This is a genomic window from Pseudomonas sp. IC_126, from assembly GCF_004331835.1.
In the GTDB taxonomy this organism is placed as follows: Bacteria; Pseudomonadota; Gammaproteobacteria; order Pseudomonadales; family Pseudomonadaceae; genus Stutzerimonas.
Window position 1 is genome coordinate 1,018,148 of sequence record NZ_SJSS01000002.1, and the last position, 25,782, is coordinate 1,043,929.

The 25,782-nt window shown below is 61.8% G+C and carries 22 protein-coding genes and 1 pseudogene; 10 read left to right on the top strand and 13 right to left on the bottom strand.

What is annotated here, in order from left to right; all coding sequences use genetic code 11:
• The first annotated feature begins 3 nt into the window (after positions 1–3).
• A pseudogene (locus E0D86_RS10010) lies at positions 4–968 on the top strand (integron integrase).
• A 233-nt stretch (positions 969–1,201) separates the two neighbouring features.
• Here E0D86_RS10010 and E0D86_RS10015 read toward each other — a convergent pair.
• The 3 genes from E0D86_RS10015 to E0D86_RS10025 all read right to left on the bottom strand — a co-directional run bounded on the left by E0D86_RS10015 (position 1,202) and on the right by E0D86_RS10025 (position 3,566).
• Positions 1,202–2,497: a sorbosone dehydrogenase family protein gene (locus E0D86_RS10015; protein WP_131649844.1), complete on the bottom strand. Its 1,296-nt coding sequence runs from the start codon at positions 2,495–2,497 to the stop codon at positions 1,202–1,204.
• Positions 2,494–2,922 carry a DUF2231 domain-containing protein gene (locus E0D86_RS10020; RefSeq protein WP_131649845.1) on the bottom strand — a complete coding sequence of 143 codons (429 nt, stop codon included), beginning with the start codon at positions 2,920–2,922 and terminating at the stop codon, positions 2,494–2,496. The genes E0D86_RS10015 and E0D86_RS10020 overlap by 4 nt, the downstream gene beginning before the upstream one ends.
• A 263-nt stretch (positions 2,923–3,185) precedes the next feature.
• The gene (locus E0D86_RS10025) at positions 3,186–3,566 is read right to left on the bottom strand and encodes a hypothetical protein (RefSeq protein WP_131649846.1); all 381 of its coding nucleotides are present in this window, start codon (positions 3,564–3,566) and stop codon (positions 3,186–3,188) included.
• 329 nt (positions 3,567–3,895) lie between these two features.
• Between E0D86_RS10025 and E0D86_RS10030 the strand changes: the two genes are divergently transcribed.
• The 5 genes from E0D86_RS10030 to E0D86_RS10050 all read left to right on the top strand — a co-directional run bounded on the left by E0D86_RS10030 (position 3,896) and on the right by E0D86_RS10050 (position 11,722).
• Entirely contained in the window at positions 3,896–5,308 is a 1,413-nt protein-coding gene (locus E0D86_RS10030) for a sodium:alanine symporter family protein (RefSeq protein ID WP_131649847.1), read from the top strand.
• Between the two features lie 444 nt (positions 5,309–5,752).
• Positions 5,753–6,907: a mandelate racemase family protein gene (locus tag E0D86_RS10035; protein ID WP_131649848.1), complete on the top strand. Its 1,155-nt coding sequence runs from the start codon at positions 5,753–5,755 to the stop codon at positions 6,905–6,907.
• Positions 6,908–7,286: 379 nt separating this feature from the next.
• Complete coding sequence (locus E0D86_RS10040) at positions 7,287–8,018, top strand: oligogalacturonate-specific porin KdgM family protein (RefSeq protein WP_131649849.1); 732 nt, start codon at positions 7,287–7,289, stop codon at positions 8,016–8,018.
• A 96-nt stretch (positions 8,019–8,114) separates the two neighbouring features.
• Entirely contained in the window at positions 8,115–9,902 is a 1,788-nt protein-coding gene (locus tag E0D86_RS10045) for a sodium:solute symporter family protein (RefSeq protein ID WP_131649850.1), read from the top strand.
• Positions 9,903–9,979: 77 nt separating this feature from the next.
• Positions 9,980–11,722: a transporter gene (locus E0D86_RS10050; RefSeq protein ID WP_131649851.1), complete on the top strand. Its 1,743-nt coding sequence runs from the start codon at positions 9,980–9,982 to the stop codon at positions 11,720–11,722.
• 12 nt (positions 11,723–11,734) lie between these two features.
• Here the strand turns inward: E0D86_RS10050 and E0D86_RS10055 are convergent, their stop codons facing one another.
• The 4 genes from E0D86_RS10055 to E0D86_RS10070 form a co-directional block, all read right to left on the bottom strand.
• A complete protein-coding gene (locus E0D86_RS10055; RefSeq protein WP_131649852.1) occupies positions 11,735–12,478 on the bottom strand; it encodes a FadR/GntR family transcriptional regulator in 744 nt (247 codons plus the stop codon).
• Positions 12,479–12,596: 118 nt separating this feature from the next.
• The gene (locus E0D86_RS10060; protein WP_131649853.1) at positions 12,597–13,055 is read right to left on the bottom strand and encodes a DUF2214 family protein; all 459 of its coding nucleotides are present in this window, start codon (positions 13,053–13,055) and stop codon (positions 12,597–12,599) included.
• Between the two features lie 2 nt (positions 13,056–13,057).
• Positions 13,058–14,449: an MATE family efflux transporter gene (locus tag E0D86_RS10065; protein ID WP_131649854.1), complete on the bottom strand. Its 1,392-nt coding sequence runs from the start codon at positions 14,447–14,449 to the stop codon at positions 13,058–13,060.
• A gap of 160 nt (positions 14,450–14,609) precedes the next feature.
• A complete protein-coding gene (locus E0D86_RS10070; RefSeq protein ID WP_131649855.1) occupies positions 14,610–14,903 on the bottom strand; it encodes a hypothetical protein in 294 nt (97 codons plus the stop codon).
• Between the two features lie 211 nt (positions 14,904–15,114).
• Between E0D86_RS10070 and E0D86_RS10075 the strand changes: the two genes are divergently transcribed.
• On the top strand, positions 15,115–16,050 hold the full coding sequence (locus E0D86_RS10075) for an SdiA-regulated domain-containing protein (protein WP_131649856.1): 936 nt from the start codon (positions 15,115–15,117) through the stop codon (positions 16,048–16,050).
• Positions 16,051–16,065: 15 nt separating this feature from the next.
• On the opposite strand, the gene E0D86_RS10080 is transcribed toward E0D86_RS10075, so the two are convergent.
• The 6 genes from E0D86_RS10080 to cra form a co-directional block, all read right to left on the bottom strand.
• Positions 16,066–16,515 carry a DMT family transporter gene (locus tag E0D86_RS10080; RefSeq protein ID WP_131649857.1) on the bottom strand — a complete coding sequence of 150 codons (450 nt, stop codon included), beginning with the start codon at positions 16,513–16,515 and terminating at the stop codon, positions 16,066–16,068.
• Positions 16,516–16,587: 72 nt separating this feature from the next.
• Entirely contained in the window at positions 16,588–17,148 is a 561-nt protein-coding gene (locus tag E0D86_RS10085; protein ID WP_131649858.1) for a DUF4136 domain-containing protein, read from the bottom strand.
• A gap of 34 nt (positions 17,149–17,182) precedes the next feature.
• Positions 17,183–17,803, bottom strand: coding sequence for a DUF4136 domain-containing protein (locus E0D86_RS10090; RefSeq protein WP_131649859.1), 621 nt, complete (start codon positions 17,801–17,803; stop codon positions 17,183–17,185).
• Between the two features lie 20 nt (positions 17,804–17,823).
• Positions 17,824–18,573, bottom strand: a complete 750-nt coding sequence (locus E0D86_RS10095; protein ID WP_131649860.1) for a methyltransferase domain-containing protein — start codon at positions 18,571–18,573, stop codon at positions 17,824–17,826.
• Positions 18,570–18,875, bottom strand: a complete 306-nt coding sequence (locus E0D86_RS10100) for a nucleotide pyrophosphohydrolase (RefSeq protein WP_131649861.1) — start codon at positions 18,873–18,875, stop codon at positions 18,570–18,572. The genes E0D86_RS10095 and E0D86_RS10100 overlap by 4 nt, the downstream gene beginning before the upstream one ends.
• A 59-nt stretch (positions 18,876–18,934) precedes the next feature.
• Positions 18,935–19,936: a catabolite repressor/activator gene (gene cra / locus E0D86_RS10105; protein WP_131649862.1), complete on the bottom strand. Its 1,002-nt coding sequence runs from the start codon at positions 19,934–19,936 to the stop codon at positions 18,935–18,937.
• Between the two features lie 198 nt (positions 19,937–20,134).
• Here cra and ptsP point away from each other — a divergent pair, with 198 nt between their 5' ends.
• From ptsP to E0D86_RS10120, 3 genes are read left to right on the top strand one after another with little or no spacing between them, the layout of a single operon-like run.
• Positions 20,135–23,023: a phosphoenolpyruvate--protein phosphotransferase gene (gene ptsP, locus E0D86_RS10110; protein ID WP_131649863.1), complete on the top strand. Its 2,889-nt coding sequence runs from the start codon at positions 20,135–20,137 to the stop codon at positions 23,021–23,023.
• Positions 23,023–23,961 (top strand): 1-phosphofructokinase, encoded by a 939-nt coding sequence (pfkB, locus tag E0D86_RS10115; protein WP_131649864.1) that lies wholly within the window; start codon positions 23,023–23,025, stop codon positions 23,959–23,961. Before ptsP ends, pfkB begins: the two co-directional genes overlap by 1 nt.
• A gap of 21 nt (positions 23,962–23,982) precedes the next feature.
• Positions 23,983–25,722, top strand: coding sequence for a PTS fructose-like transporter subunit IIB (locus E0D86_RS10120; RefSeq protein WP_131649865.1), 1,740 nt, complete (start codon positions 23,983–23,985; stop codon positions 25,720–25,722).
• Positions 25,723–25,782 lie beyond the last annotated feature (60 nt).

Sequence of the window (25,782 nt, forward strand, 5' to 3'; positions counted from 1 at the left end):
ACCATGGAAGGGAAACCGCGTTTACTGGATCAGGTGCGTGAGCAGATCAGGCTCAAACACTACTCGATCAGAACTGAGCGTGTCTATTGCGAGTGGGTTAAGCGTTACATTCGCTTTCACGGATACCGCACCCGGTTGATATGGGTGCGCCAGGGGTAGAAGCCTTTCTTTCCGACCTTGCCGTTCGCCGTGACGTCTCGGCTTCGACGCAGAACCAGGCGCTCGCTGCATTGCTGTTTCTTTACAAACAAGTCCTCAAACAAGACTTGCCGTGGTTGGGCGAAGTCGTTCGCGCCAAAATGCCGACCCGCTTACCTGTGGTGCTTTCGATGGAGGAGGTTCATCAGATACTCGGATTGCTGGATGGGCAGGTTGGGCTCGTTGCGCGGCTCCTGTACGGTGGCGGCATGCGTCTGATGGAAGGCATTCGGCTCCGCGTGAAGGATGTCGATTTTTCTCGTAGCGAGATCATCATCCGTGACGGCAAAGGCCAGAAGGACCGCGTCACTGTGCTGCCTGCAAGCCTGGTCGGGCCGCTCAAGCAGCACATCGCCCCCACTCGGACTATCCATGATCAGGAACTGTCCGAGGGTAGGGGAGACGTCTACCTGCCCGATGCCTTGGCGCGTAAATACCCCAAGGCGCCTTGGGATTGGGCTTGGCAGTATGTATTTCCGGCATCCAGCCCTTCGGTAGATCCTCGCAGTGGCGCGGTGCGCCGGCACCATCTTGACGAGAAGCGAGTCCAGCGCGCATTCAAGCGTGCTGTTAAAGCTTCCGGTATCCCCAAACCGGCAACCCCTCACACCTTGAGGCATAGCTTTGCCACTCATTTGTTAGAAAGCGGGCAGGACATTCGCACCGTGCAGGAGCTGCTGGGTCATGCTGATGTAAAGACAACGATGATTTACACCCATGTGCTCAATCGTGGCGGCCTGGCGGTGTTGAGCCCTTTGGATCGGTTGTGAAAACTGCAAGCGAAGGGCTATGAAGGCGAGCCGTTTCATAGCAGGCGTATTGGCCCGATTCGCAACTTCTCGGATCGTCTAACCAGTTTCAGTATGGTCGTGACGGAAGCGCTCTTTCGACTGGAATAAAGAGCCTGGAGAATAGTCGTATGGCCGAATCTATTCGGCCATACGAAGTTGAATATTCAACCAAGGCGCCAGCAATGGGCCTTCAGCGAGTGGATCAGCACGGCTCACTGACTGCGGGTAACCCGCCACACTATGTTGGCCAAATCGTCAGCAACGATCAGCGCGCCGCTGGGATCGACGGTCACACCGACGGGTCGACCGCGGGTCTTACCATCTTCCGTGCGGAAGCCTGTCACGAAGTCGACTGGCGGACCCGAGGGGCGGCCGTTGCTGAATGGCACAAAGATGACTTTGTAGCCGACCGGATTCTTGCGGTTCCAGCTGCCGTGCTCACCAACGAACACGCCATCGGCGAACTGCTCGCCCATCGACGCTTCGGAGAAGTCCAGGCCGAGCGCCGCGACGTGGGAGCCCAGGGCGTAGTCGGGCGTGATCGTGGCGGCGACCTTTTCCGGGTCCTGCGGTCGCACGCGATCATCGACGTTCTGGCCCCAGTAGCTGTAAGGCCAGCCGTAGAAGCCGCCTTCTTGCACTGAGGTCAGGTAATCCGGTACCAGATCCTCGCCGAGTTCGTCGCGCTCGTTCACCACCGCCCACAATTGCCCGGAACCTGGCTGGATCGCCAATGCGGTGGGATTGCGCAGGCCGGTCGCGTAGGGTTTGTATGCGCCTGTCTCGGCGTTGATCTGCCAGACCAGGGCGCGGTCGACTTCGGCTTCCATCCCGCGCTCGGTGATATTGCTGTTGGAGCCGATGCCTACATAAAGGAAACGGCCGTCGGGGCTGATGGTGAGCGCCTTCGTCCAGTGGTGGTTAATCTCGGAGGGGAGGTCCACGACCTTGGTTGGCGGACCACTGGCTTCGGTCTGGCCTTCCTGATAATCGAAGCGTACTAGCGCGTCCTGGTTGGCCACGTACAGAGTGCCGTCGTGGAACGCCAGCCCGTACGGCGCGTTGAGATCTTCGGCGAACACGGTCTGGAGCTCATAGGTGCCGTCGCCATCGGCATCGCGTAGCAAGGTCAGACGATTACCGCTTTCGACCGAGGTATTGCCCTGCGCCTTGATGTAGCCGGCGATCACATCCTTGGGCTTCAGCTTCGGCGCGTTGCCGCCCCGACCTTCGGCCACGAGGATGTCGCCGTTAGGCAGCACGAGGGTCTGGCGCGGGATCTTCAGATCGGTAGCGATGGCCGTGACGGTGAAGTTCTGCGGCACCGTCGGCACCTGATCGCCCCACGGCGTGGGCTCGGCGATCTTCATGCTGGGCAAGATTCCCCGCTCGGGTTCGGGCAGTTTCGGGGTGGCGCCGTACTCTTGGGCTGTATCCTCGCCGCCAATGCCGCAACCGGCGAGCAGTACGGCCAGCGACAACGCGGTCAGTGCGTTCGGATGTTTCATCGTGCACCTCCGGCGCGCAGGTTGGTTAGGCCGATCCAGGTCGCAATGCAGGCCAGCACGGTGACAATCACAGAGAGAACCAGGCCGATGGGCATGGCAGCCCAGGCGTCCTTGGCATGCTCCAAGGCATTGATGAAGCCCAGCACCCAGGTCGCCAGCAGCAACAGGAAGTACACCAGCGGCCGCCCCTTCTTGTGATGGGCTCGTATCAGATTGACCAGTGCGAACAGAAGCGCCAGGCCGCAGAAAACCAGGCCCCCGGCAATCAGCCAGGAGGCGAAGTTGCTCCACTGGATCTGATAGCTGCGAAAGTAGGCGATGTCACTCAGCAGGGCGCCGAGAAAGAGGGGGACGGTTCCGGCAAGCAAGGTCGCGTGTAACGGGTTTGGCCTGCTTCGGTAGGTGCGCTGGGTGGTAGCGGTCACGGCGGACTCCTCTTCGCTGGGCGACCCTGGCCTGACTCGGTGCGGATGCGTTGGCCCGCCGGGCTCGCTCTGACTGTGTATAAAAGGGGAACGTACCGCCAGCGTATAGTTCACTCCGATCCGCTGGGCCGAAGGCCAAGTCGTCCCCGATCTCGCGCACGGTCGAAGCCAGCAGACAACACCGGTTCGCACCGCCAATGGCTTCCGTTTTGTCGTCGGGTGCCACGGCGGTTACTTCTTGGAGCCTGCTTGCGCGCGGTTATTTATTGGGCGGGGCTGCGCACTGCGGAGCGACAGGTGATCTCGGCGTAGGGTTCGCCCAATGAATATTCGCCCGGAACGCGCTCCACGGCCTGGCTATTGGGCGAGACGGTGAAAACCGGTGGCGCCGAGGTGTCCGAGCGCGCGTCGTCCGGTACGTGGAACTCGCAGGTCACTTGCTCGCCGGTATGGTTGAACACTTTCACGGCGCGTACGCCCAGCAGTTCGCCTTCGACGCCCTCCGCTTGCGTGGGCACGCCCATGGGGCTGACGTCGATCTTCAGGCCGTTCAGGTGGGCGATGATCTCCGGTTTCGGCGTCTCGGCGAATGTGACAGGCGCACAAAGTGCGAGGCCGCAGGCGGCGAGCAGTAGCTTGGTCATGGGAACCTCCTCGAGTCGATGCCTGCTTAGAAGGGCTCGAACGCCGAGGGTTCGGTTCTGATTCAGTGACTTTTGCTGGGCCCAAGGTGCGTATAACGCCTGCCGGCGTAAGGGGCGAGCCGAACCAGAGCCTTGATCGACAGAGCTGGCGGTTTCGATTGAACCCTTTTGGCCGAGCCGGTTCCGACCTTGCGTCTTTGCCGCGCGCTGTATGGCTGCGGGGGTATCGTCATCCGGTTATCGATCGCGAGCCCGCTCTAGCTGGTGCGCTCCGGCTCAGCGGCTAGAGTTAACCGTATCCTTCCGTCCCCTTACGATAAGGCGCCTACATGACCGCGATCATTGACTTTCTCAACTCAATCTTCTGGGGTTACATCCTTATTTACGGTCTGCTCGCGGTCGGGGTGTTCTTCACCATCCGCCTGGGATTCCTACAGTTCGTGCATTTCGGTGAGATGGTGCGCGCCATCAGAGGGGCGCGGCAGAGCGACTCTTCAGGCATATCGCCGTTTCAGGCGCTGTGTACCAGCCTCGCTTCGCGGGTCGGCACCGGGAACCTGGCGGGGGTGGCGGTGGCGCTCTATCTCGGTGGTGCCGGGGCGATTTTCTGGATGTGGATGGTGGCGCTGGTTGGCATGGCGACTGGCTATGCCGAGAGTTCGCTCGCCCAGCTTTACAAAGTACGCGATGGCCACGGCCAGTATCGAGGTGGGCCGGCGTTCTACATCGCCAAGGGCTTGAACGCACCCTGGGCCGGCGGTGTGTTCTCCGTTGCGCTGATCATCTCGTTCGGGCTGGTATTCAATGCCGTCCAGGCCAACTCGATTGCTGATGCGATGGAGGGAGCGTTCGGCTTTCCGAAGCTGGCTGTAGGGGTCGCCATCGCCATCCTCGCCGGGTTGGTGATCTTCGGCGGGCTACGTTCCATTGCGCGCTTCGCCGAGCTTGTGGTGCCGTTAATGGCGGGGCTTTATGTGCTCATGGCGCTGATCGTGGTGGTGATCAATATCAGCGAGGTACCCGGGGTGCTGATGACTATCGTCCGTAGCGCCTTTGGCCTGGAGGAGGCAGCGGGCGGCGCTGCCGGTTCGGTCACCGCCGCAATGCTCAACGGTATCAAGCGCGGGTTGTTTTCCAACGAGGCGGGCATGGGCTCGGCACCCAACGTGGCGGCGACTGCGACGCCAGCTCCGCATCATCCGTCGTCGCAGGGGCTGGTGCAAGCTATGGGTGTGTTCATCGACACCATTGTTATCTGCACTGCGACAGCCGTGATGATTCTGCTGTCGGGTGTGCTGGAGCCGGGTTCGGGCGTGACCGGGACGCAGCTGACGCAGCAGGCGATGGAAAGCCATATTGGGGTGGCGGGGAGCTATTTCGTTGCCATCGCCATTCTGTTTTTCGCCTTTACCTCGATCGTCGCCAACTATTCCTACGCGGAGAATGCGCTGATCTTCCTCGGCGCAGGCAACAAGCTCGGCCTGACGCTGCTACGCCTGGCGGCGTTGGCGATGGTGGTCTGGGGCGCCTATGAGGCCGTGGCCACGGTGTTCAACGCCGCGGACGCATCCATGGGGCTGATGGCGACGATCAACCTGATCGCGATCATGCTGCTCTCCGGCACGGTGGTGAAACTGACCAAGGACTACATGGCGCAGATCAAGGAAGGTGTGGTGCCGACGTTCAGGGTCAAGGATTACCCTGAGTTGAAGGCGAAAATCCACAACGACATCTGGCGATAGCGGGGCGCCCCGGTATTGATGCCGGGGTATCGCCATTCAGGTTTGATAACAACTCCTTCCGCCTCTTCGGCTGGGCAGCGCCCCGGTGAGAACGGGGCGGAATCCTGCCCATGACCTCTTCTGCCCAGCTGATGACCGCGCACTGCGTCCTCTATGTGGGTGTCTCGATATGCACTGTGAGCGACCGTTTGTACGATGAGGTGCTCTTCGTAGTTGTCTGACTAACGGTCGAGACGCATCTTCTCCTTTTGCTATCTCGCTATATTTTTCTTATAAAACAAGTATTTACATTATGGTTCTCCGTCGTGTTGGCAGCGGCGGGCTAATAAAGTCGTCATACCTCTGTGTTGACAAAGCAGTTTTAGCGGAAAATACTCTCCATTAGTACGACGACATACAGAGCGTGCAAATCAGAAGAACAATGCCCAGGACAGTCTCGCTGCTATGAAAATCACCCGTGTCAGTGTCGAAATGTTTTCCCATCCCACACGCCGAGCCGTCGACAGCGCCGGTCACTCCCACCCAGGTGAAGAAGTCCAGGCGCGCATGGCGTTACTGCGGATCGCTACCGAAGATGGCTGTGAAGGCTACGCCTTCGGTGCGCCGGAATTGCTTCGTGCACATATCATCGAAAGCTACGTGCGCAAGGTACTTGTCGGACAGAACGTCCTGGACCGCGAGCGTATCTGGCAGGATCTCGCGCATTGGCAGCGCGGAAGCGGCGGACAACTGACCGATCGCAGTCTGGCGCTGGTCGAGCAGGCACTCTGGGATTGGGCTGGGCGCAGATTCGAGGTGCCGGTCTACAAACTGTTGGGCGGCTATCGCGACAAGGTGAGGGCGTACGGTTCGACCATGTGTGGGGACGACACGCCGGGTGGTTTGTCCACTCCGGACGAATACGGTCAGTTCGCCGAAAAGCTGGTCAGTCGTGGATACAAGGGCATCAAATTGCACACTTGGATGCCGCCTATTTCCTTCGCGCCCGACCCCAAAATGGACGTCAGGGCTTGCGCTGCGGTGCGTGAAGCCGTTGGGCCGGATATTGCGCTGATGCTCGATGGCTACCACTGGTACAGCCGGACCGATGCGCTCTATATCGGCCAGGAAATCCAGAAGCTCGGCTTTGCGTGGTTCGAGGAGCCGATGATGGAGGAGTCGGCCGAGTCTTACGCCTGGCTCGCGGCGAACCTCAGCATTCCGGTGCTTGGTCCTGAAAGTCTGGGCGGCAAATACCACAGCCGTGCCGGTTGGGTCAGTGGAAAGTCTTGCGACATCCTGCGAGCGGGTGTGGCAGGGGTTGGCGGTATCGGGCCGGTCATGAAGGTGGCGCACTTGGCGGAATCCTTCGGTCTCGATTGCGAAATCCACGGAAACGGAGCGCCCAATCTTGCCGTCGTGGGTGCAATCAAGAACTGCGGGTGGTACGAACGCGGTTTGCTGCATCCGTTCTTGGAGTACGACGACGTACCAGCCTATCTCAACAGCATCGTCGATCCGATGGACGATGAAGGGTTCGTGCATTTGCCGCAGAGGCCTGGATTGGGTGAAGACATCAACTTCGCTTACATCGAGACCAATACGCTGAGTCGCCACTGAAATCCCGAGAGACCCAGCTTCAAGTCTGAATAAATACAAAAAGGCTGACCCATGAAGCGTTCCAGTAATCCCCCACTGTTGCCGGGCCTGACGGCCTGGCCAGCACTACCAAGCTGCACGCCCGTTACCACGGGATGCATATGGCGCTCCGATGATTATTGCGGGCGATCCCCGCCTGGATCGTCAGGCTGAACGGCTTGGTTCCGTTGTAACGCCCTTAATAAACCTTTGCTGTATTTGAAATTCGCTCTGCGCGGTGATGGTTTTCTTTCGCCTGAAAAAAGCGTAACTGCAAAAATAAGGTGAGTTGGTTAAGGGCGCCGAGACTGGGACATCCCTTCTCGCGAACTTTTAATCTCAACTAATAAGAATAAAATCCATGAAAAATAAAATCTGTGTCATGACCATGGCGGCGACTGCCGTGCTTTCATCGTTTGGCAGTGTCGCATTCGCCGACGGTTATATTAATTACCGGCACCAGTATCTGGACGATAGTCGTCTGCATTCAGATCGACTGCTGATCGGCAAGCGCCTTGAAAACGGCCTCGGTTTTCATGGCGAACTCAAATACAAAACCGCGGGTTCGCGCAAGGATGTGGCGTTCGACAACACGGTTGGTAGTGGCCATGAACTGGTCATCGACTACCGCCACGCACTCTCGCCGAAATGGACGCTGACGCCTTTCTTACGGCTGGACAGCGTCGAAGAATCCATGACATATAGCGGCGGCCTGCGTGTCGATCACCGTCTGAACGAGCAGTTCAATCTCGCCGGTCGCTATCGCTACGAGGCGCGCAAGCTGGACCGCGACAAAGTCGACGAAACGATACCGGACAGGGCGCGGCAGAATCAGCACATCAATCGGTTCGATGGCTGGCTTACCTACATGCCGGGCGGCAACTGGACGTACGAATACAACTTCGTCTACATGAAAACCGACTATATCCGCTTCGATAACGAGAAATACGATTACGAAAATAATTTCGCCTTCAAATACCGTTGGGACAAGAACTGGCAACCGTTCTTTGAAATCGGTGACGTCAAGGTCAATTCGACTGACGATGAAAGGCAACTGCGCTTGCGCGTGGGTGTGCATTACAAGTTCGACTAGCCATCAACAGACATGCGCAGCGCCGAGTTGCCGAGCCGGTCGTCCTGTTGATATGGCCCGGTACAACGTCGATGCCTCCCAATACGAGAGAGCGTAATGAACATAGATATTCTGGTAGTGGCCGGCTATTTCATACTGATGATCTTGATCAGTATTGCCTTCCGCAAAATGGCGAATCAGTCGACCAGTGATTACTTTCGCGGCGGTGGCCGTATGTTGTGGTGGATGGTCGGTGCCACGGCGTTTATGACGCAGTTTTCCGCCTGGACTTTCACCGGCGCTGCCGGTAAGGCGTTCAACGATGGATTTGCCGTTACCTTTGTATTTCTCGGCAATATCTTCGCTTACATTTTTTCCTACTGGTGGTTCAGCCATCGCTTCCGGCAAATGCGTGTCGACACGCCCACCGAAGGCATTCGACGCCGTTTTGGCAGCGGCAACGAGCAATTCTTCACTTGGGCGATCATTCCGCTGAGCGTGCTCAACGGCGGTGTCTGGCTCAATGGTTTAGCAATTTTCGTCGGCGCCGTGTTCGGCTACGACATGACCACTACCATTTGGATTACCGGCATCTCGGTATTACTGGTCTCGCTGCTCAGCGGAGCTTGGGGCGTGGTTGCCAGTGACTTCGTCCAGACGCTGGTGGTGGCGGTGATCTCGGTGGCTTGCGCCATCGTGGCGCTGGTTGCCGTTGGCGGGCCGGGTGAAATCGTCAGCAAGTTCCCGTCCGACTTCTTCATGGGGCCGGACATGAACTACGGACTGCTACTGGTTGGCTCGTTCATCTTCTTTTTGGTCAAGCAGCTGCAAAGTATCAACAACATGCAGGACTCCTATCGTTTCCTGAACGCGAAGGACTCGGCCAATGCGCGCAAAGCCGCATTGTTCGCCCTGGTGTTGATGGTGTGCGGCACGCTGATCTGGTTCATTCCGCCCTGGGCCACCGCCGTGCTTTATCCGGATGCCCTCAGTGCGCACGCCGAACTCGGCAACAAGGCCAGTGACGCGGTGTATCTGGTCTTTGCCGAACGCCTGATGCCGATCGGCACCATCGGTTTGCTGGTGGCAGGTTTGTTCGCGGCGACGATGTCGTCGATGGATTCGGCGCTGTGCCGTAACGCGGGGATCTTCGTTCGCAGCTTCTGGGTGCCGGTCGTCGCCCGCAACAACCCGCTGAGCGAAGGCAAGCTGCTGCGCATCAGTCAGGTCGCGACTATCGTAAACGGCGTGTTGGTGATTCTGATCGCTCAGATGTTCGCCCAACTCAAGGGGCTCAGCCTGTTCGAGCTGATGATGCGTGTCGCGACGCTGTTGCAATCGCCGATCCTGGTGCCGCTGTTCTTTGGCATGTTCATCCGCCGCACGCCCAAGTGGGCGGCGTGGGCCACGGTTTGCTTCGGCATGCTGGTGTCCTGGCTGGTGATGACTGTATTCACCGCGCAATGGTTTGCCGGCGTATTCGGTGTCAGCCTGACCGGTCGCGAATTGTCCGAGTTGACCACCACCATCACCGTTGCGGCGCACCTGATATTCACCGGCGGCTTCTTCTGCGCCACCAGCCTGTTCTACAAGCCGGAAACTGCCGCCGACGAAGAAGGCGAGCGTACCGCCCACTTCTTCCGCGATGTCGAAACGCCGGTGATCGCTGATAACGAGCAAGACATCTACGACCGCCTGCAGCGCAGCAAGCTTGGGCAGATCAGCCTGATGATGGGGGCCGGCCTGATGCTGATGGTGCTGTTACCGAACCCGTTGTGGGGACGGCTGATGTTCGCCGGTTGTGCCTTGTCCATCCTGCTGGTCGGCTACCTGCTCAAGCGTAGCGCCGAAGTCGAGCCGGTCGAACGGATAGTGCCGACGCCACTGGCTGAGCGGCCTTCCTAAGCTTTGCGTTGACCAACATCGGCCTCGTTTGCCGGTGTTGGTTTTTTTATTCGTTGTGACGTGGCGAAGAGCTGGCGATGACTTCACTGGACCAGGCGGTACTGGCGGTATACGTGCTGTTCATCATCGGCGCGGCCCAGTGGTTTCGTCGCATGGCGAGCGACAGCAGTCAGTTCATCAACGGCGGAGGCTCCATGCCGTGGTGGATGGCCGGCGCCACGGCATTCATGACCCAGTTCAGCGCCTGGACCTTTACCGGAGCCGCCGGCAAGGCTTACGCCGACGGCTTCGCGGTGTTGATGCTGTTCTGGGGCAATGCCCTTGGTTTCTTCATCGCGAGTCGATTCTTCGCTGCGCGTTATCGCAAGCTGCGGGTCGAAACTTCGATGCAGGTCATTGCGCAGCGCTTCGGCAGGCCGACGGAGCGCCTGTTCACCTGGCTGCAGTTGCCACTCTCCACCTTGACCGCGGCGATCTGGCTCAATGGTCTGGCCTACATCATCTCCGCCATGACCGGTTTCGACATGGTGCCGGTCCTGCTGGGTACGGGCGTGGTGATCACCTTCATCGCGGCCAGCGGCGGGGCCTGGACGGTCAGTGCCACGAACGTGCTCCAATTGGTGCTGATACTGGCCATCACGCTGGTCACCGGCAGCTATGCGCTCTACGCCAGTGGAGGCCCGGCCGAAATAATCAGCGACTTTCCGGTGAATTTCTGGCTGGGCCGGGACATGAGCATGGTCGGCATCCTTGGGTTCTGGATGGCGGTGATTCTCATGCAGCAGACCGTCTCGACCAACAACGCCATCACCTGTTATCGCTTCCTCGTCACGCGTAATGAACGCGAGGCGCAAAGAGCGGCGCTGCTGGCCGGGGTGCTGTTCGTCATCGGCCCGGTGTTGTGGTTCATCCCGCCCTGGGTCGCCGCGGCTTGGCATGTGGATCTGGCCGTCCAATATCCTCAGCTTGGCGAACAGGCCACCAACGCGGCTTATCTTTACTTCGTGGAGCGGGCGATGCCGGCGGGAACCCTCGGGTTGACGCTTGCCGCGATGCTGGCCGCGACGATTGCGCCGATGAGTGCCGCGCTCAATCGCAACGCCGGCATCTTCATACGCAACGTGTACCAGCGTCCCGGTCACACCGAGCCGCAGCTGATGAAGGTCGGGCGCCTGTTCACGCTGCTAAACGGTTTCCTGGCGACGCTAGTGGCATGGTGGATGGCGCAGCAGACCGAGTTTGATTTTTTCGACCTCGTTCTGATGATCAGCTCGATGTTGCTGCTGCCGATGTCCATTCCCGCGATGCTTGCGGTGCTGGTGCGCCGCACGCCGGACTGGGCCGGCTGGAGCACAGTGGCGGTGGGCGGCCTGATATCGGCGAGCATGTATCTGGGTTTCAACCCGGTGACGCTGCCGGAATGGCTAGGTGGCGAGGTGCTTAGTCCGCGCGAGGCGGGCGATCTCAAGTTCGCCGCGACCGTGCTGGCGCATCTGACCCTCACCAGCGGCTACTTCTTTTGCACCCGCGTGTTCTATCGGCCCCGACGCAATCCTGGACGAATGCGGCAGTTGCGGGCGATGTTCAGCAACATGTGCCTATCACTGCAGCCAGCCGAGATGGCACATGCTGATCCCTTGCAGGCCCGGCAACTCGGCGCGTTGTTGTTCGGGTTGTGCATTTTGCTGCTGCCCTTGTTATGGCTGGCGGAAGACTCGCAAGGGCTTTGGTTGCACGCCGCGATTGCCCTGACGGTGGGCGCGGCTGGGCTGGCGCTGCGCCGATTGGCGGGAAACGACGAGGGCGCGCGGCCAGATTAGCGATCGGTGCGTTTACTCGGCGTGGTAGGGCGATAGCTTCGCCATATGCGCCCGACGCAACCGCTCGCGGCTGTTGTTCAGATGCAGATACATGGCTGCGCGGGCCGATTCAGGGCTTTGCATGGCAATCGCGCCGAAGATGCTGTCATGCTCGTGGTGGACCTGCTCGAGATAGGCCAGGCGGTCCTCGTTCGAGACATAGGCGGAGTTCATCTGCGTGCGCGGGATCAGTTTGGTACCCAGGTGCTTCATGATGTCGAACATGTAGCGGTTGCCGGACGCTCTGGCGATGCGCAGGTGGAACTGGAAGTCCGCGTGAATGGCGATGCCGGGTTTCCTGGGGTCCGGCTCCTTCATTGCCTGCAGCGCTTGCTGGATGTCCGCCAGTTCGCCATCGGTGCGATTGCGCGCGGCCATGGCGGCTGTGTCGACTTCGAGGCTGATGCGTAGCTCGAGCAGATGCAGCACTTCTTCCAGCGTGGTGATGCTCTCCGGGCCGAGGCGCAGTTCCTGGGGTGGCGGCATGTCGATGATGAAGGTGCCTACGCTGCGGCGCGTTTCCACAAGGCCCGCTGCCTGCAGCCGCAAGATGGCCTCACGAACGACGCTGCGGCTGAACCCTTCATTGCTGGCGATTTCGACTTCCGGCGGAAGTTTTTCGCCGCGTTTCAGGACCCCGTCGCGGATGTACTGAGACAACCTCGCCACCAGGATTTCGGCGCGGCGCTTCGGCTGTTGTGGATGCCCTTCGATCATGTGCGGCTCATTTTTCTTTAGGTCGACCTGAACCATCAGCCGGCAGGATACACATTTCAGCGTTCATGCCGCTTGTTAGCGCTGAAGCGTCACGCAAACGTTTCGCAGAGGGAGCCAATCAGATCGGCTTGACCCCGAATCCCCTCGCCATCAGCGACGCCAGCAGCGGAATGAGCAACAGGGCGAGCAATTCGATGCGGATGACCAGCTTGACCCAGCGTGCCTTGGTTGGGCTGATCGATGGGATCTGTCCGGCCTTCAGCGCGGGGCGCCACTTGAGAAAGGTCACGGTGGGGTAGATCGACAATAGCGCGACCACCACGAACAGCCCGATCTTGGCGTGAAAGAAGCTGTTGTTGAGGTAGTAATCCAGGCCCTTGCCGTAATGCATGGCACGCGCGGCGCCGGTGATCAGTACCACGCCGGCGACGATGCCGAACGCCAAGTCGACGCGGAACAGGCTGCGCGCGCGCTTGAAGTTCAGCGGCAGGCGAAACAGCTGGTGTTCGAGTACCAGCAGGGCAAACAGCAGGAAGATCGCCACGAAGTGCAGGTAAGCGGCGACGGCGTAGGCCATTTTCAGCGTCCTTTGGTTGTGTTTGCTGTGGTGGGGGCGGGTGCAGCAGGCGCCATGTGGATCGAGGTGAACCATTGTTGTTGACGTTGCAGGCGTCGGGCGATGCTGCCCAGGCAAATGCCACGCACCAGCATGAAGGCGAGAAAGGCCAACCACAATCCATGATTGCCCATGCCGCGCAACAGCAAGCCCAATGGTAATGAAATCGCCACGGCGAACAGCATCGCATTGCGCATTTCCCGCGCGCGGGTCGCGCCGATGAACAGGCCATCCAGCAGATAACTCCAGACGGCCACCAGCGGCAGCGCGGCGAGGTAGGGCAGGTAGGCGAGCGCCGTTTCGCGGACGGCCGGAATGTCGGTCTGAAAGCCGATGAACAGCTCGCCGCCGAGTAGGAAGAACAGGCCGAAGACGAGGCTGGCGAGCAGCGACCATCCCCCGGCCACGGTCAGGATACGGCGCAGCTCGGTGCGATCCCGAGCGCCGATAGCGTGGCCGCTGAGTGCTTCGACCGCGTGCGCCAGACCATCGAGCGCATGGGCGGTGAGCATCAAACCGTTGAGCAGCAGCGCATTGGCCGCCACCGTGGCATCGCCCAGCCGCGTCCCTTGCACGGTGACCAGAAAGAATACGAGCTGAAGCGCCAGCGAGCGCACGAAGATGTCGCGGTTGACCGACATCAGTGGCCGCCAGCTGGCCCAACGGCGCAGGATGCTGCCGTCCAGCTGTCCCGGATGGCGCAGCAAGGCGCCGCGCGTCAGCGCCAGGCCGACCAGCACGCCGCACCATTCGGCGATCACCGAGGCGCGTGCCGCGCCGGCCACGCCCCAGCCGAGGCCGAGGACGAACCACAGGTCCAGCGCGACGTTGACGAGGTTGGTGGTCAGCAGGATCGCCAAGGGCGCGCGGGCATTCTGTGCGCCGAGGAACCAGCCGATCAGTGCCAGGCTCGCCAGTGCGGCGGGCAAGCCGAACAGCCGCGTGTAGAAATACTGCTGGGTGAGCGCGTCGAGCTCGGCCGAGGGTTGCATCAGTTGCAGGGCGAAGCCTTTGAGCGGCAAGGCGACCACGCTCAATAGCAGCGCGAAGCCCAGCGCCAGTAACAAACCCTGCAGGAGGATCTGGCGCAGCGCGCCGCCGTCTTTACGCCCGGCGGCCTGCGCGGCGAAACCGGTGGTGCCCATGCGAAGAAAGCCCATCACCCACACCAGCAGGGTGTACAGACTGCCGCCCACCGCCACCGAAGCAAGCTGATGCGCGTGCGGCAGATGGCCGATCACGGCGCTGTCGACCAGCGCCACCAGTGGCACGGAAATATTGGACAGAATCATCGGTGCAGCCAGCGCCCATACCCGTTTATGGGTGGGCGCGTGCTGCCAGGCGGTCAACAACATGAAGGGCTCCAGAACAGCCCGAAATGATACGTCGGCACGACGAAGGCGGCCAGCGAGCGGGCTGCCGGCGAAAAGATCAAGGTTCGAAAGGCACGCTAGAAGCTTGACGATGAAAGCAGCGCCCTGTTTTTTTTTCTCCCAGCTTCCAGCGTCTACTCCATCAATGAATCAGCCAGCTCAACAACCAGAGGCCCAGAAACAGGTAAATCACACCGGCGATGAACGAGCGTCGGAAGAAGGCTCGGAATGCCCCAACGAGTAGCAACAGGCCGATGGCCAGCGCAATCAGGCTGATTATCGAGCGGTCCATGCCCAGCGTTCTCGAAAGCCCCTCGAGGAAGTTGGCCCCGGCCTCGGCGAACAGGTAGAAGATCCCGCTGAGTGCATCGACGATGTAGCGAATCACCGTGCCGAGTGCCTGTCCCAACCATTCGAAAAAGCTTTCCACCCGCATGCTGCTCTCCTGCCGTACGATCTACGGCTGCAAGCGCAGCCGTTCCATGGGGCATTGGGCTATCAATCCGCCTGGCAGTTCCCAGCGGCTGATTGAACCCACCGCTCGCTGATGGGTCAGTACCGGGTTGATCCGCTGCCTATTAGCGCGTGTCACGTAATTGCAATCTTTCCCGAGCAGGCTGTTCGCCGTTGCTCCGACGAGAAATCACATGCCGATCATTACCAATGTACGACCGCAGTGGCTGCCGGGCGCGCGCCCTCGGGTCTGGGCGCTAGGCATGCTGGCCGCCGCTTCGCTCTATTGCGCCACGGCCTTTCACCTGGATGAGCGGCTCTACTACGGCTTGAAGTCGGCCTGGCACGAGAACAGCTGGGAAGCGCGTAGTCTGTGGTTGCCTGAATACAAGGTGCGTGTCGATGCGCTGCCGGTAGCCTCGGTCGACGACAACCTCTCCGGACTGACCTTCGATGAGCGCCGCAATCACCTCTGGGCGGTGGTCAACAACCCCGAGGAACTGGTCGCGCTGGACCGCGATGGCAACTTCCTTGCGCGCTATCCGTTGAAGGGTTTCACCGACGTCGAGGGCATCACCTACCTGGGCGACAATCTGCTGGCGGTTGCCGAAGAGCGCAGCCAGACGCTGGTGATCCTGCCGGTGCCCGAGCGCCCCGGCGCGCTGCAGCGCGCGGACTATGCGTCGATCTCGTTGGGGCTGGGCTCGGGCGACAATACCGGTTTCGAAGGGCTTGGCTATGATCGCGCCGGTGACCGGCTGTTCGTGGTCAAGGAGCATTCGCAGCGCGAGCTCTACGAAATCCAGGGCATCAAGAGCAGCCTGCACGGTCAGTTGAACCTGAACATCATCGACCGCAAGGAATGGATAGCAGACAAGGACATGGCCAGCGATTTGTCCTCGGTGCACTTCGACGAGCGCACCGGGCATCTGGTGCTGCTCAGCGACGAAGCGAAGATGATGCTGGAGCTCGACAGCGACGGTGAGCTGGTCAGCTATCGCTCGTTGTGGAGTGGTTTTGCCGGGCTGAAAGACAGCGTGCCCCAGGCCGAGGGCATGACTTTCGATAACAAGGGCGAGCTGTATCTCGTCAGCGAACCCAACCTGTTCTACGCCTTCGAGCGCCAGTAGCGGCGGTCCGTCGCGTCAGCCGCGGCGGATCATCCAGACGCCAGCGACGATCAACAGCAGGCCGGCAATCTTCCCGATGCTGATCGAGGATTGCCGGAATCCCGCCCAACCGAAGTGATCGAGCAGCAGCGCCATGCTCAGCTGCCCGGCCAGTATCAGCGCCATGAGCAGCAGCGCGCCGATGCGCGGGCCGGCGAAAGCCGCCGTGGCGATCAATACGCAGCCCATCAAGCCGGTGGTCCAATGCCACCAGTTGAGGCTTTTCAGCGCTTGAAGCGAAGGCACGTCTCGCTGGATCAGAACGACGCAGATCAGCGCTACGGTGCCGATTGCAAAAGACAGCAGCGCCGCGCCCATGACGCTGTTCAGGTGTTTGGCGACTTGTCCGTTGATGCCTGCCTGCAGCGGCAAGAATGCCCCGGCGATAAACGGCAAAACAAAAAGCCACCAGGCAACGACCGGCATTCGAACCTCTCCATTAATAGACAAAACGAGTTCAGCCCCGCCGGGATCGGCGAGGGCTGTGGCATCAGGCACTCAGTGCGGCGGGTATTGGGACAGGACTTTCGTGATTGTCTCGCGAAACATCCCGGCGCGTTCCTGCGGGCTGCCGGGATTATCGCGCAGAACTTGCTCGGCGCTGCCGCGCCAGATCAGCTTGCCGTCATCGGCGTCGTAAAAATCGATCTGCAGCGTGCCGACCTGGTAATGAACGGTGCGGGTATCGGTGTACATGGGCCCGCCCCAAAAGCCGTGCCAGGGGCTACCCCAGGCGCCCATCGATGCGGAGGTGTATTGCTGGGAGCGCTCGTCGACGATGAACCAGGCCTGGATCAGCACATCTGCGGGGTTGGCGCCCTGGGCCTGGCGCAGGCCACGTTGGTCGAGCTGCTCGCTGACCGCGCTGCGAATGCGCTGTTCGGTGAGGTCGCTCTTGATGCGCGGATCATCCGGGCGGTATTGCAGCGCCGGTTCCTGCCAGCTCCAGGTCCGGTAGGCGGAGAAGTCGCGCTGCGGGTCGAAATCGCGCTGCACCTGGGTGCTCTGGCAGGCGGCCAACAGCAGGAGCAGGGGAAGCATCAGTAATGAACGGATCATCTCGGTTCTCCTCGCAATAGGGACCGGCGCAAATTCAGCGCGGCGGGTAGTCGGCAAGCGCGCGGTTCACGGCGTCACGTGCCGCATCCTTGCGCTCGCCCTGATCGCCGCCGCTACGGGCTTCGGCACGGTTGCTCCAGACGGATTGGCCGGAGCTCGCGTCGAACATCTCGATGCGCACCGATACCACCTCTTCTTCATAGTTGCGCACGATGGGCGCGCTCGTTCCGATGCTGTAGCCGCTACCGTATCCATAGCCGCCACCATAGCGACCCACACCGACGCGGGGGCCGTAATCATCGTAGGTTTGTCGCACCCGCGTTTCCATCTGGGCGCTGGCGTTGATCTGCACATCGCCCTGGCTGTTGTTCGGCGCCGGGCGTAGGCCGCGCTGATCCAGGGCACCAGCCACCATCTCCTGTAACTCTTCGCCGGCAAGCGAGGCCGTGCCCGCCGGTGGGGTGCGCCAGCTCCAGCTCTGGTAGCTGGAAAAGTCTCGCGGCGCGGCCGGATAGATCGGCGACTGGATCTGCTCGACGGGCGGCGCCGGGGGAATCGGAGCGGATTCGCTGGTGTAGGGATTGCTGCTCTGGCAGGCCGCAAGACTTAGGCCGAGCAGGGGACAGAGCAGTGGCAAAGCAGTGCGGATCGACATTGGTACCTCCCAGCCGGCATTCAGCGGGGCCGACACAACCAGTGCAGGTAACGCCCAAGGCCTGCGAAAGTAGGGTGGCGGCGGTACGCCAGTTCCATCTCGATCAGGTCAGCAGGCTCGGTGCGGGCCTGGAAATCGGCGGGCATGTAATCATGAAATACACGCACGCCACTGGTTGATTCGACCTGCCAGTGCGGTGCGAGTTGCGCGGCCAGCTCACGCGGGTCGAGCGGCTGCTGTGGCGTCAGGCTCTGGCGCTCGCCGGCAAAGCTCTGGCTGCGCAGCTTTTTGAAATGCCCTTTGAGCAGGTTGCGGTAGATCAGCGCGTCGCGGTTGTAGAAGGCCAGCGACAGCCAGCCATCGGCGGCGACCAGGCGATGCAGCACCGGCAGGATCGCCTGCGGTTCGGCCAGCCATTCCAGCACCGCGTGGCAGATAACCAGATCGAAACGGCCCTCGACATGGTTTTCTACGTCCTGCCAGGGTGCCTGAATAAAGGTGGCGTTCTGGCCCGCTTCGGCAAAACGCTCGCGAGCACCTTCGAGCATCGGTTCGGCAGGCTCGGCTAGGGTCACCTGATGGCCTTGCTGCGCGAGCCAGAGGCTCATATGGCCGAGGCCGGCGCCAATATCGAGCACGCGCAGCGGGCGTTGCGGCAGCACTTCGGCGAGGTCCGCCTGCAACACCGCAAGACGGATCGCACCCTTGGCGCCGCCGTAGATCTTCTCGGCGAAGCGCGTCGCCAGCTCATCGAAATGGCGGTCGCTCATCGGGCAAACCGCCGCTCGTTATCCGCCAGCTTGGCTAGCAGCGCTTGCTCCATGTCGATGCCCAGCTCGCTGCACATCAGCAGCAGGTACATAAGGATGTCGCCGACTTCCTGGCCGGCGTGTTCCAGCTTGTCGGCCGGCAGCTGGCGCGACTCGTCTTCGGTTAGCCACTGGAAGATTTCTACCAGCTCGGACATTTCCACGCTGGCGGCCATGGCCAGGTTTTTCGGGCTGTGAAAGCGCTGCCACTCGTTACGATCGCGGATCGCATGCAGGCGTTGGGTGATCTGTTCGATGTTCATCAGTTAGCGGCTCGTTGGAAGGCGGCTAGCTTCGGCCAGTGCGACGTTCCCCGCAAGGACTACGCATCTACCGCGCTGCGCCGTATCCGCAGCACGCGCTCCACGGCGAGCACGCCGGGGCGATAGTCATTCTGCTCGATGGCGCGAATCGCCTGATCCAATGCCAGTTCGGCGATCTGCTCGTGCTGCTGGGAAATCGCGTTGACCCGAATCGGCAGAAAGTCGAGCAGCTGCGCATCACCGAAGGTCGCCAGTCGCAGATGCTCGGGCCAGAGCAGGTCGCGCTCGCGCAGCGCATCGAACACTCCTTCTAGCAACACGTATGCGGTAGTGATCAGCGCATCGGGTAACGGACCTTGATCAAGCAGGGCGAGCGTCTGTTCACGACCGCAGGCGCGGCTGAACTGCTCAGCCTGCATCACGTTGATCTGACCCGCGTGGCTTTCCAGCGCCTGGCGAAAGCCTTGCTCGCGTTGCTGGCTGATGCGCAATCCGGGCCGTGCGCTGATCAGCGCGATATGCGCATCGGCAGGGATGTTTAGCGAGCGGGTCAGCTGCGCCGCGGCCTCACGGTCGTCGCTGACCACGGAGCAGAAGTGCTCGGCATCCAGCGCCCGGTCGAGGGCGATCACCGGTGTGCCGCTCGCCTGAATCTTGCGATAGCTGGCGTCATCCGCCGGCAGGCAGCTGGCAACGATCAGTGCATCGCAACGCCGCGAGCGCAGCACCTGAATGACTTGGCGCTCGGCGTCCGGCTCATCATCGGAGCTGGCGATCAGCAGCTGATAACCAAGTTGGCGGGCGCGCTGTTCGAGCAGTTTGGCCAGCCGGGCATAGCTGGGGTTTTCCAGGTCGGGAACGATGAAGCCCAGGGTGCGCGACTGCCCACGCCGCAAACCGGCGGCCTGCTGATCGAGCTGAAATCCCTGTTGCTCAGCCACCGCCATCACCCGATCCACCGTGCCCTGGCTTATCCGCCGCTGTACGGCCTTGCCGTTGAGGACGTAGCTGGCGGTGGTTACCGAGACGTTGGCGAGGCGGGCGATGTCGGTCAGTTTCAACGATGAAAATCCTGGGAAGGACGGGTGGTATGAACTCGGGCTTCTAGAGTTACCCAATATTGCGTAATGTGCCAGCCTTGGCTGAAACGTTTCAGCAACTATTCGGTCATAAGCGCCAGCCCAGGATTCGGGCCATGTCAGCGTCCCTGCCGGACCGGCCGGTAAAGAAACAATCGTGAGCCCGCACAGGAGTTCTCCATGCTTGAGTTGAATGCCCAGCATATCCACATGCATCAGACGGCCGCCGACAAGCCTGCCGCCCTGGCCTTGCTGGCCGAGGTGCTGGTGGCGGACGGGCTGGTGGCGCCCGGTTATCTCGACGGGCTCCGTGCGCGCGAAGCGCAGGGCTCGACGTTTCTTGGCCAGGGCATCGCCATCCCGCACGGCACGCCGGAAACCCGCGATCAGGTCTTCACCACCGGTGTGCGCCTGCTGCACTTTCCAGGTGGCGTGGACTGGGGCAATGGCCAGCAGGTGTATCTGGCCATCGGCATCGCCGCGCGTTCGGATGAGCATCTGCGTTTGCTGCAGTTGTTGACCCGAGCGCTTGGCGAAGGCGATCTGAGTGAGGCGCTGCAGAAAGTGGATAGCCCCGAGGCGATCATCGACCTGCTGCAGGGCGCGCCGCAGGAATTGGCGCTGGACGGCCAGTTGGTCGCCCTCGGTGTTACCGCAGATGATTTCGACGAGCTGGCCTGGCAAGGCGTCAAGCTGCTCAAGCGCGCCCAGTGCGTGGAGCCCGGCTTCAATGCCGGGTTGGCGCTGAACCAGGCGCTGCCGTTGGGCGACGGTTTGTGGTGGCTAAGCAGCGAACAGTCGGTGCAGCGTCCCGGGCTGGCCTTCGTCACACCCATCAATTCGTTGGTACACCAGGGGCAGCCGCTTAATGGCCTGTTCGTGCTCGCCAGCCTGGGTGAGGCGCATCGGGCGATGCTCGAGCGCTTGTGCAATCTGCTGATCGAAGGCCGCGGGCAGGAACTGAGCCAGGCGACCTCCAGTCGCGTGGTGCTCGAAGCGCTCGGCGGCGACGTACCGGCCGACTGGCCGAGCGTGCAGGTGCCGTTGGCCAATGCTCATGGTCTGCATGCGCGGCCCGCCAAGGTGCTGACCGAAATCGCTCAGGCCTTCGACGGCGATATCCGTGTACGTGTGGCCGGTAGCGAGACTGCCGGCGTGTCGGTAAAGAGCCTCAGCAAACTCCTGGCGATGGGCGCGCATCGCGGTCAGGTATTGGAATTCATCGCCGAGCCCTCGGTTGCCGCCGATGCGCTGCCGGTGCTGGTGCGCGCTGTGGAAGACGGCTTGGGCGAGGAGGTCGAGCCCTTGCCCGCGCCGGGCCAGGTGATGGAAAACGCCGGCGCGTCGCTTGCCGCGCAACCGGATCAAAAGACTGTCGAGCACGCGGCTTTGCGTGTCGGCGAGCGCGTGATGGCCATTGCCGCCTCGCCCGGCATCGCCATCGGCCCGGTGCTGGTGCGCAAGCCACAGGTGATCGACTACCCCAAGCACGGCGAATCTCCAATCGTGGAGCTGCAGCGCCTGGATGCAGCGCTGGATACCGTGTTCAGTGAAATAGGCGTGCTGATCGAAGAAAGCCAGGTCGCCAGCATTCGCGACATCTTCACCACCCATCAGGCCATGCTGCGCGATCCGGCACTGCGCGAGGACGTACAGGTACGCCTGCAAAAAGGCCTGAGCGCCGAAGCCGCGTGGGTGGAAGAAATCGAAAACGCCGCGCAGCAACAGGAATCGCTGCACGACAAATTGCTGGCCGAGCGCGCGGCGGATCTACGTGACGTCGGCCGCCGCGTACTGGCTTGCCTGACGGGTGTCGAGGCAGAGCAGGCGCCGGATGAGCCCTACATTCTGGTGATGGATGAAGTGGCTCCGTCGGACGTTGCCACGCTCAACTGCCAGCGCGTCGCCGGCATCCTCACCGCTGGCGGCGGCGCGACCTCGCACAGCGCGATCATCGCCCGTGCGTTGGGCATTCCGGCCATCGTCGGCGCCGGGCCAGGCGTGCTGAGGTTGGCGCCGAACACGCTATTGCTGCTCGACGGCGAGCGCGGCGAACTGCTGGTCGCGCCAAGCGATGCGCAACTGGAAGAAGCCAGAAGCGAACGCGCCGAGCGCGAGGAGCGCAAGCGTGTGGCGAACGAGAGACGACTGGAGCCGGCGATCACTCGCGACGGTCATCCGATAGAGATCGCCGCCAACATCGGCGCGGCTGGAGAGACTGCCGAGGCTGTTTCTCTCGGAGCCGAAGCCATCGGCCTGCTGCGTACCGAACTGGTGTTCATGAACCACTCCCAGGCGCCGGACCAGGCGACTCAGGAAGCCGAGTATCGCCGCGTGCTGGAAGCGCTCGAAGGGCGGCCGCTGGTGGTGCGTACGCTGGATGTAGGTGGCGACAAGCCGCTGCCGTACTGGCCGATGCCGGCCGAAGAAAACCCCTTCCTCGGTGTGCGCGGCATTCGCCTGAGTCTGCAGCGCCCGGACATTCTCGAAACCCAGCTGCGCGCGCTGCTGGCCGCCGCCGACGGTCGCCCGTTGCGGATCATGTTTCCCATGGTCGGCAACATCGATGAGTGGCGCACCGCCAAAGCCATGGTCGACCGCCTGCGGGTGGAAATGCCGATGACCGATCTGCAGGTGGGCATCATGATCGAGATTCCCTCGGCGGCGCTGATCGCCCCGGTGCTGGCGCAGGAAGTAGATTTTTTCAGCATCGGCACCAATGACCTGACGCAGTACACACTGGCTATCGACCGCGGTCATCCGACCCTTTCCGGTCAGGCCGATGGCTTGCATCCGGCGGTGCTGCGGCTGATCGACATGACGGTCAAAGCCGCGCACGCGCATGGCAAGTGGGTCGGGGTGTGCGGCGAGCTGGCTGCCGATGCGCTGGCAGTGCCGATGCTGGTGGGCCTCGGTGTCGACGAGCTGAGCGTATCCGCTCGCAGCATCGCGCTGGTCAAGGCGCGGGTGCGGGAGCTGGAGTTCGCCGCTTGCCAGCAATTGGCCCAGCAAGCGCTGCTGTTAGCGGGCGCACATGAAGTACGGGCTTTCGTCGGAGAGCATTGCTGATGGCGCGCGTCCTGACGGTCACCCTTAATCCAGCGCTGGATTTGACTGTGCAACTGCCGTCGCTGCGCCTGGGCGAGGTCAATCGCAGCGAAAGCGTGCAGGTGCATGCTGCCGGAAAGGGCCTCAATGTGGCGCAAGTGCTGGCCGATCTGGGACACCAGCTGACGGTGACCGGCTTTCTCGGCGCGGACAATCCGCAGGCGTTCGAGCAGTTGTTCGAGGCGCGCGGGTTTGCCGATGAGTTTGTTCGGGTAGCGGGTGAAACCCGCAGCAACATCAAACTGGCCGAAGCCGGCGGGCAAATCACTGACATCAACAGCCCTGGGCTGATGATCGCCGAGACGGAGCGCGTCGAGCTGCTCGCCAGGCTAAAGCGCCTCGCCCCTGTACATGACCTGGTTGTGGTTGCCGGCAGCCTGCCACGCGGTGTCCAGGTGGAATGGTTCGTCGAGCTGTTGCAAGCACTCAAGCAACTGGGCGCGCGGGTCGCGTTGGATACCAGTGGCGCGGCCCTGCGCGCCGGCTTGGCGACCGCGCCCTGGCTGATCAAACCCAATGAAGAGGAGCTGGCCGAGGCCCGCGGAATGCAAACCGCCGATGCGCCGGCGCTCGCCCGTGAAGCCTGGCGACTGCAGGTCGAAGGCGTCGAGCACGTGGTCGTCTCTCAGGGCTCCGAGGGCGTGAGCTGGTTTGCACCAGGCGCTGGCCTGCACGCTTGTCCGCCAAGAGTGCAGGTGGTCAGCACCGTTGGCGCGGGCGACTCGCTGCTCGCCGGCATGCTTCACGGCTTGCTGGAGAACTGGCCCGCCGAACGCACGCTCCGCCACGCCACGGCCATCGCCGCGCAGGCGGTCGGGCAGATCGGCTTCGGCATCACCGGCACGGCGCAGCTCGCCGAGCTTGAAGCCGCCGTTCGCCTTCAGCCGCTGAGCCAATAACTCCAATAAGAGGTGAAAGGAATGAATCTTCTCATCGTCACGGCCTGCCCCAACGGAATGGTCACCAGTGTGCTCACGTCACGCTTGCTCGAAGCGGCCGCTCATCGTCTGGGCTGGTCGACCGCTGTGGAAGTCCATGATCCCAAGGCAATTGGGTCGCCGCTCACGCCCGCGCAGATCGCAAATGCCGATCTGGTCGTGGTGGTCAAGACCGGGCCGTTGTCGCTGCAGCGCTTCATTGGCAAGCGCGTCGAGCAATCGACCCCGTCCGAAGCGCTGCTCGATCCCGAAGGATTCTTGCGCTCTGCTGCCGAGGCGGCCAGCGAGCTGCAGCAGGATGATGAGGCTTATATCGCCCAGACCCGCGGCAAACCCAAGCTGGTGGCCATCACCGCGTGCCCGACTGGCGTGGCGCATACCTTCATGGCTGCCGAAGCCCTGCAGCAGGCGGCGATCCGCAAGGGTTACGACCTTCAAGTGGAAACCCGCGGTTCGGTGGGCGCACGCAACGTGCTCGACGCGCAGGCCATTGAAGAGGCGGATGTGGTGCTGCTCGCCGCCGACATCGAGGTGGATGTCGCCCGCTTCGCCGGCAAGCGGGTGTTTCGCTGCGGCACTGGCGTGGCGTTGAAGCAGCCCGACGCGACGTTGGATCGTGCTCTGGAAGAAGCCGTGCTGCTCAGCGGTGGCGCCGCGGTCAGTGCCGGTGGCGGCGAGCAGAAGGGCGAGAAGACCGGCGTCTACAAGCACCTTCTTACTGGCGTTTCGTACATGCTGCCGATGGTAGTGGCGGGCGGCCTATTGATCGCGTTGTCCTTCGTCTTCGGCATCGAGGCGTTCAAGGAGGAGGGCACGCTGGCGGCGGCGTTGATGAAAATCGGTGGCGAGACGGCCTTCCAGTTGATGGTGCCGCTGCTGGCCGGTTACATCGCTTATTCCATCGCCGACCGCCCTGGTCTCGCGCCGGGCATGATCGGCGGACTGCTGGCCGGCACGCTGGGCGCAGGCTTTATCGGCGGGATCATCGCGGGCTTCGTCGCCGGTTACGCGGCCAAGGCGGTCAGCCGCTGGATTCCGCTGCCGGCCAGTGTCGAGTCGCTCAAGCCGATCCTGATCATCCCGCTGCTGGCCAGCCTGGTCACCGGCCTGGTGATGATTTATGTGGTCGGCACTCCGGTTGCGAAATTGCTCGCCGGGCTCACCGAGTTTCTCGACACCATGGGCACGTCCAACGCCGTTCTGCTCGGGCTGTTGCTCGGCACTATGATGTGCGTCGACCTCGGCGGCCCGGTGAACAAGGCGGCCTATGCGTTTTCGGTCGGCCTGCTCGCATCGCAAAGCTACGCACCGATGGCAGCAACCATGGCTGCCGGCATGGTCCCGCCTATCGGCATGGGCATCGCCAGCATCCTCGCCCGTCGCAAATTCGCTCAGAGCGAGCGCGAAGCCGGCAAGGCCGCGTTGGTGCTCGGTTGCTGCTTCATTTCCGAAGGCGCGATTCCCTTCGCCGCGAAAGACCCGCTGCGGGTAATTCCGGCCAGCATCGCCGGTGGCGCGCTGACCGGTGCGCTGTCGATGGCCTTCGGTGCGAAGCTGCTCGCGCCTCACGGCGGGCTGTTCGTGCTGCTGATTCCCAACGCGATCAACCAGGCGCTGCTGTATCTGTTGGCGATTCTGGCCGGCAGTCTGGTAACAGGCGTGATCTATGCCGTGATCAAGAAGCCCGAGGTACAGCCGCTCGCCATTGGCGCGGCAACCTGACCAGCGGGCCGAAACCGCTGAACTAAACGCCTTCCCGCTGCATCCACTAAAAGCTGGTCG

Bases quoted from the DNA above. Each gene is read 5' to 3' on its own strand.
- E0D86_RS10060 (WP_131649853.1), bottom strand. From the start codon at position 13,055: ATGGCCTACGCCGTCGCCGCTTACCTGCACTTCGTGGCGATCTTCCTG.
- E0D86_RS10120 (WP_131649865.1), top strand. From the start codon at position 23,983: ATGAATCTTCTCATCGTCACGGCCTGCCCCAACGGAATGGTCACCAGT.
- E0D86_RS10085 (WP_131649858.1), bottom strand. From the start codon at position 17,148: ATGATCCGTTCATTACTGATGCTTCCCCTGCTCCTGCTGTTGGCCGCC.
- E0D86_RS10025 (WP_131649846.1), bottom strand. From the start codon at position 3,566: ATGACCAAGCTACTGCTCGCCGCCTGCGGCCTCGCACTTTGTGCGCCT.
- E0D86_RS10100 (WP_131649861.1), bottom strand. From the start codon at position 18,875: ATGAACATCGAACAGATCACCCAACGCCTGCATGCGATCCGCGATCGT.
- pfkB (WP_131649864.1), top strand. From the start codon at position 23,023: ATGGCGCGCGTCCTGACGGTCACCCTTAATCCAGCGCTGGATTTGACT.
- E0D86_RS10045 (WP_131649850.1), top strand. From the start codon at position 8,115: ATGAACATAGATATTCTGGTAGTGGCCGGCTATTTCATACTGATGATC.
- ptsP (WP_131649863.1), top strand. From the start codon at position 20,135: ATGCTTGAGTTGAATGCCCAGCATATCCACATGCATCAGACGGCCGCC.
- E0D86_RS10070 (WP_131649855.1), bottom strand. From the start codon at position 14,903: ATGCGGGTGGAAAGCTTTTTCGAATGGTTGGGACAGGCACTCGGCACG.
- E0D86_RS10065 (WP_131649854.1), bottom strand. From the start codon at position 14,449: ATGTTGTTGACCGCCTGGCAGCACGCGCCCACCCATAAACGGGTATGG.
- E0D86_RS10030 (WP_131649847.1), top strand. From the start codon at position 3,896: ATGACCGCGATCATTGACTTTCTCAACTCAATCTTCTGGGGTTACATC.
- E0D86_RS10015 (WP_131649844.1), bottom strand. From the start codon at position 2,497: ATGAAACATCCGAACGCACTGACCGCGTTGTCGCTGGCCGTACTGCTC.
- E0D86_RS10055 (WP_131649852.1), bottom strand. From the start codon at position 12,478: ATGATCGAAGGGCATCCACAACAGCCGAAGCGCCGCGCCGAAATCCTG.
- E0D86_RS10090 (WP_131649859.1), bottom strand. From the start codon at position 17,803: ATGTCGATCCGCACTGCTTTGCCACTGCTCTGTCCCCTGCTCGGCCTA.
- E0D86_RS10080 (WP_131649857.1), bottom strand. From the start codon at position 16,515: ATGCCGGTCGTTGCCTGGTGGCTTTTTGTTTTGCCGTTTATCGCCGGG.
- E0D86_RS10035 (WP_131649848.1), top strand. From the start codon at position 5,753: ATGAAAATCACCCGTGTCAGTGTCGAAATGTTTTCCCATCCCACACGC.
- E0D86_RS10040 (WP_131649849.1), top strand. From the start codon at position 7,287: ATGAAAAATAAAATCTGTGTCATGACCATGGCGGCGACTGCCGTGCTT.
- E0D86_RS10050 (WP_131649851.1), top strand. From the start codon at position 9,980: ATGACTTCACTGGACCAGGCGGTACTGGCGGTATACGTGCTGTTCATC.
- E0D86_RS10095 (WP_131649860.1), bottom strand. From the start codon at position 18,573: ATGAGCGACCGCCATTTCGATGAGCTGGCGACGCGCTTCGCCGAGAAG.
- E0D86_RS10075 (WP_131649856.1), top strand. From the start codon at position 15,115: ATGCCGATCATTACCAATGTACGACCGCAGTGGCTGCCGGGCGCGCGC.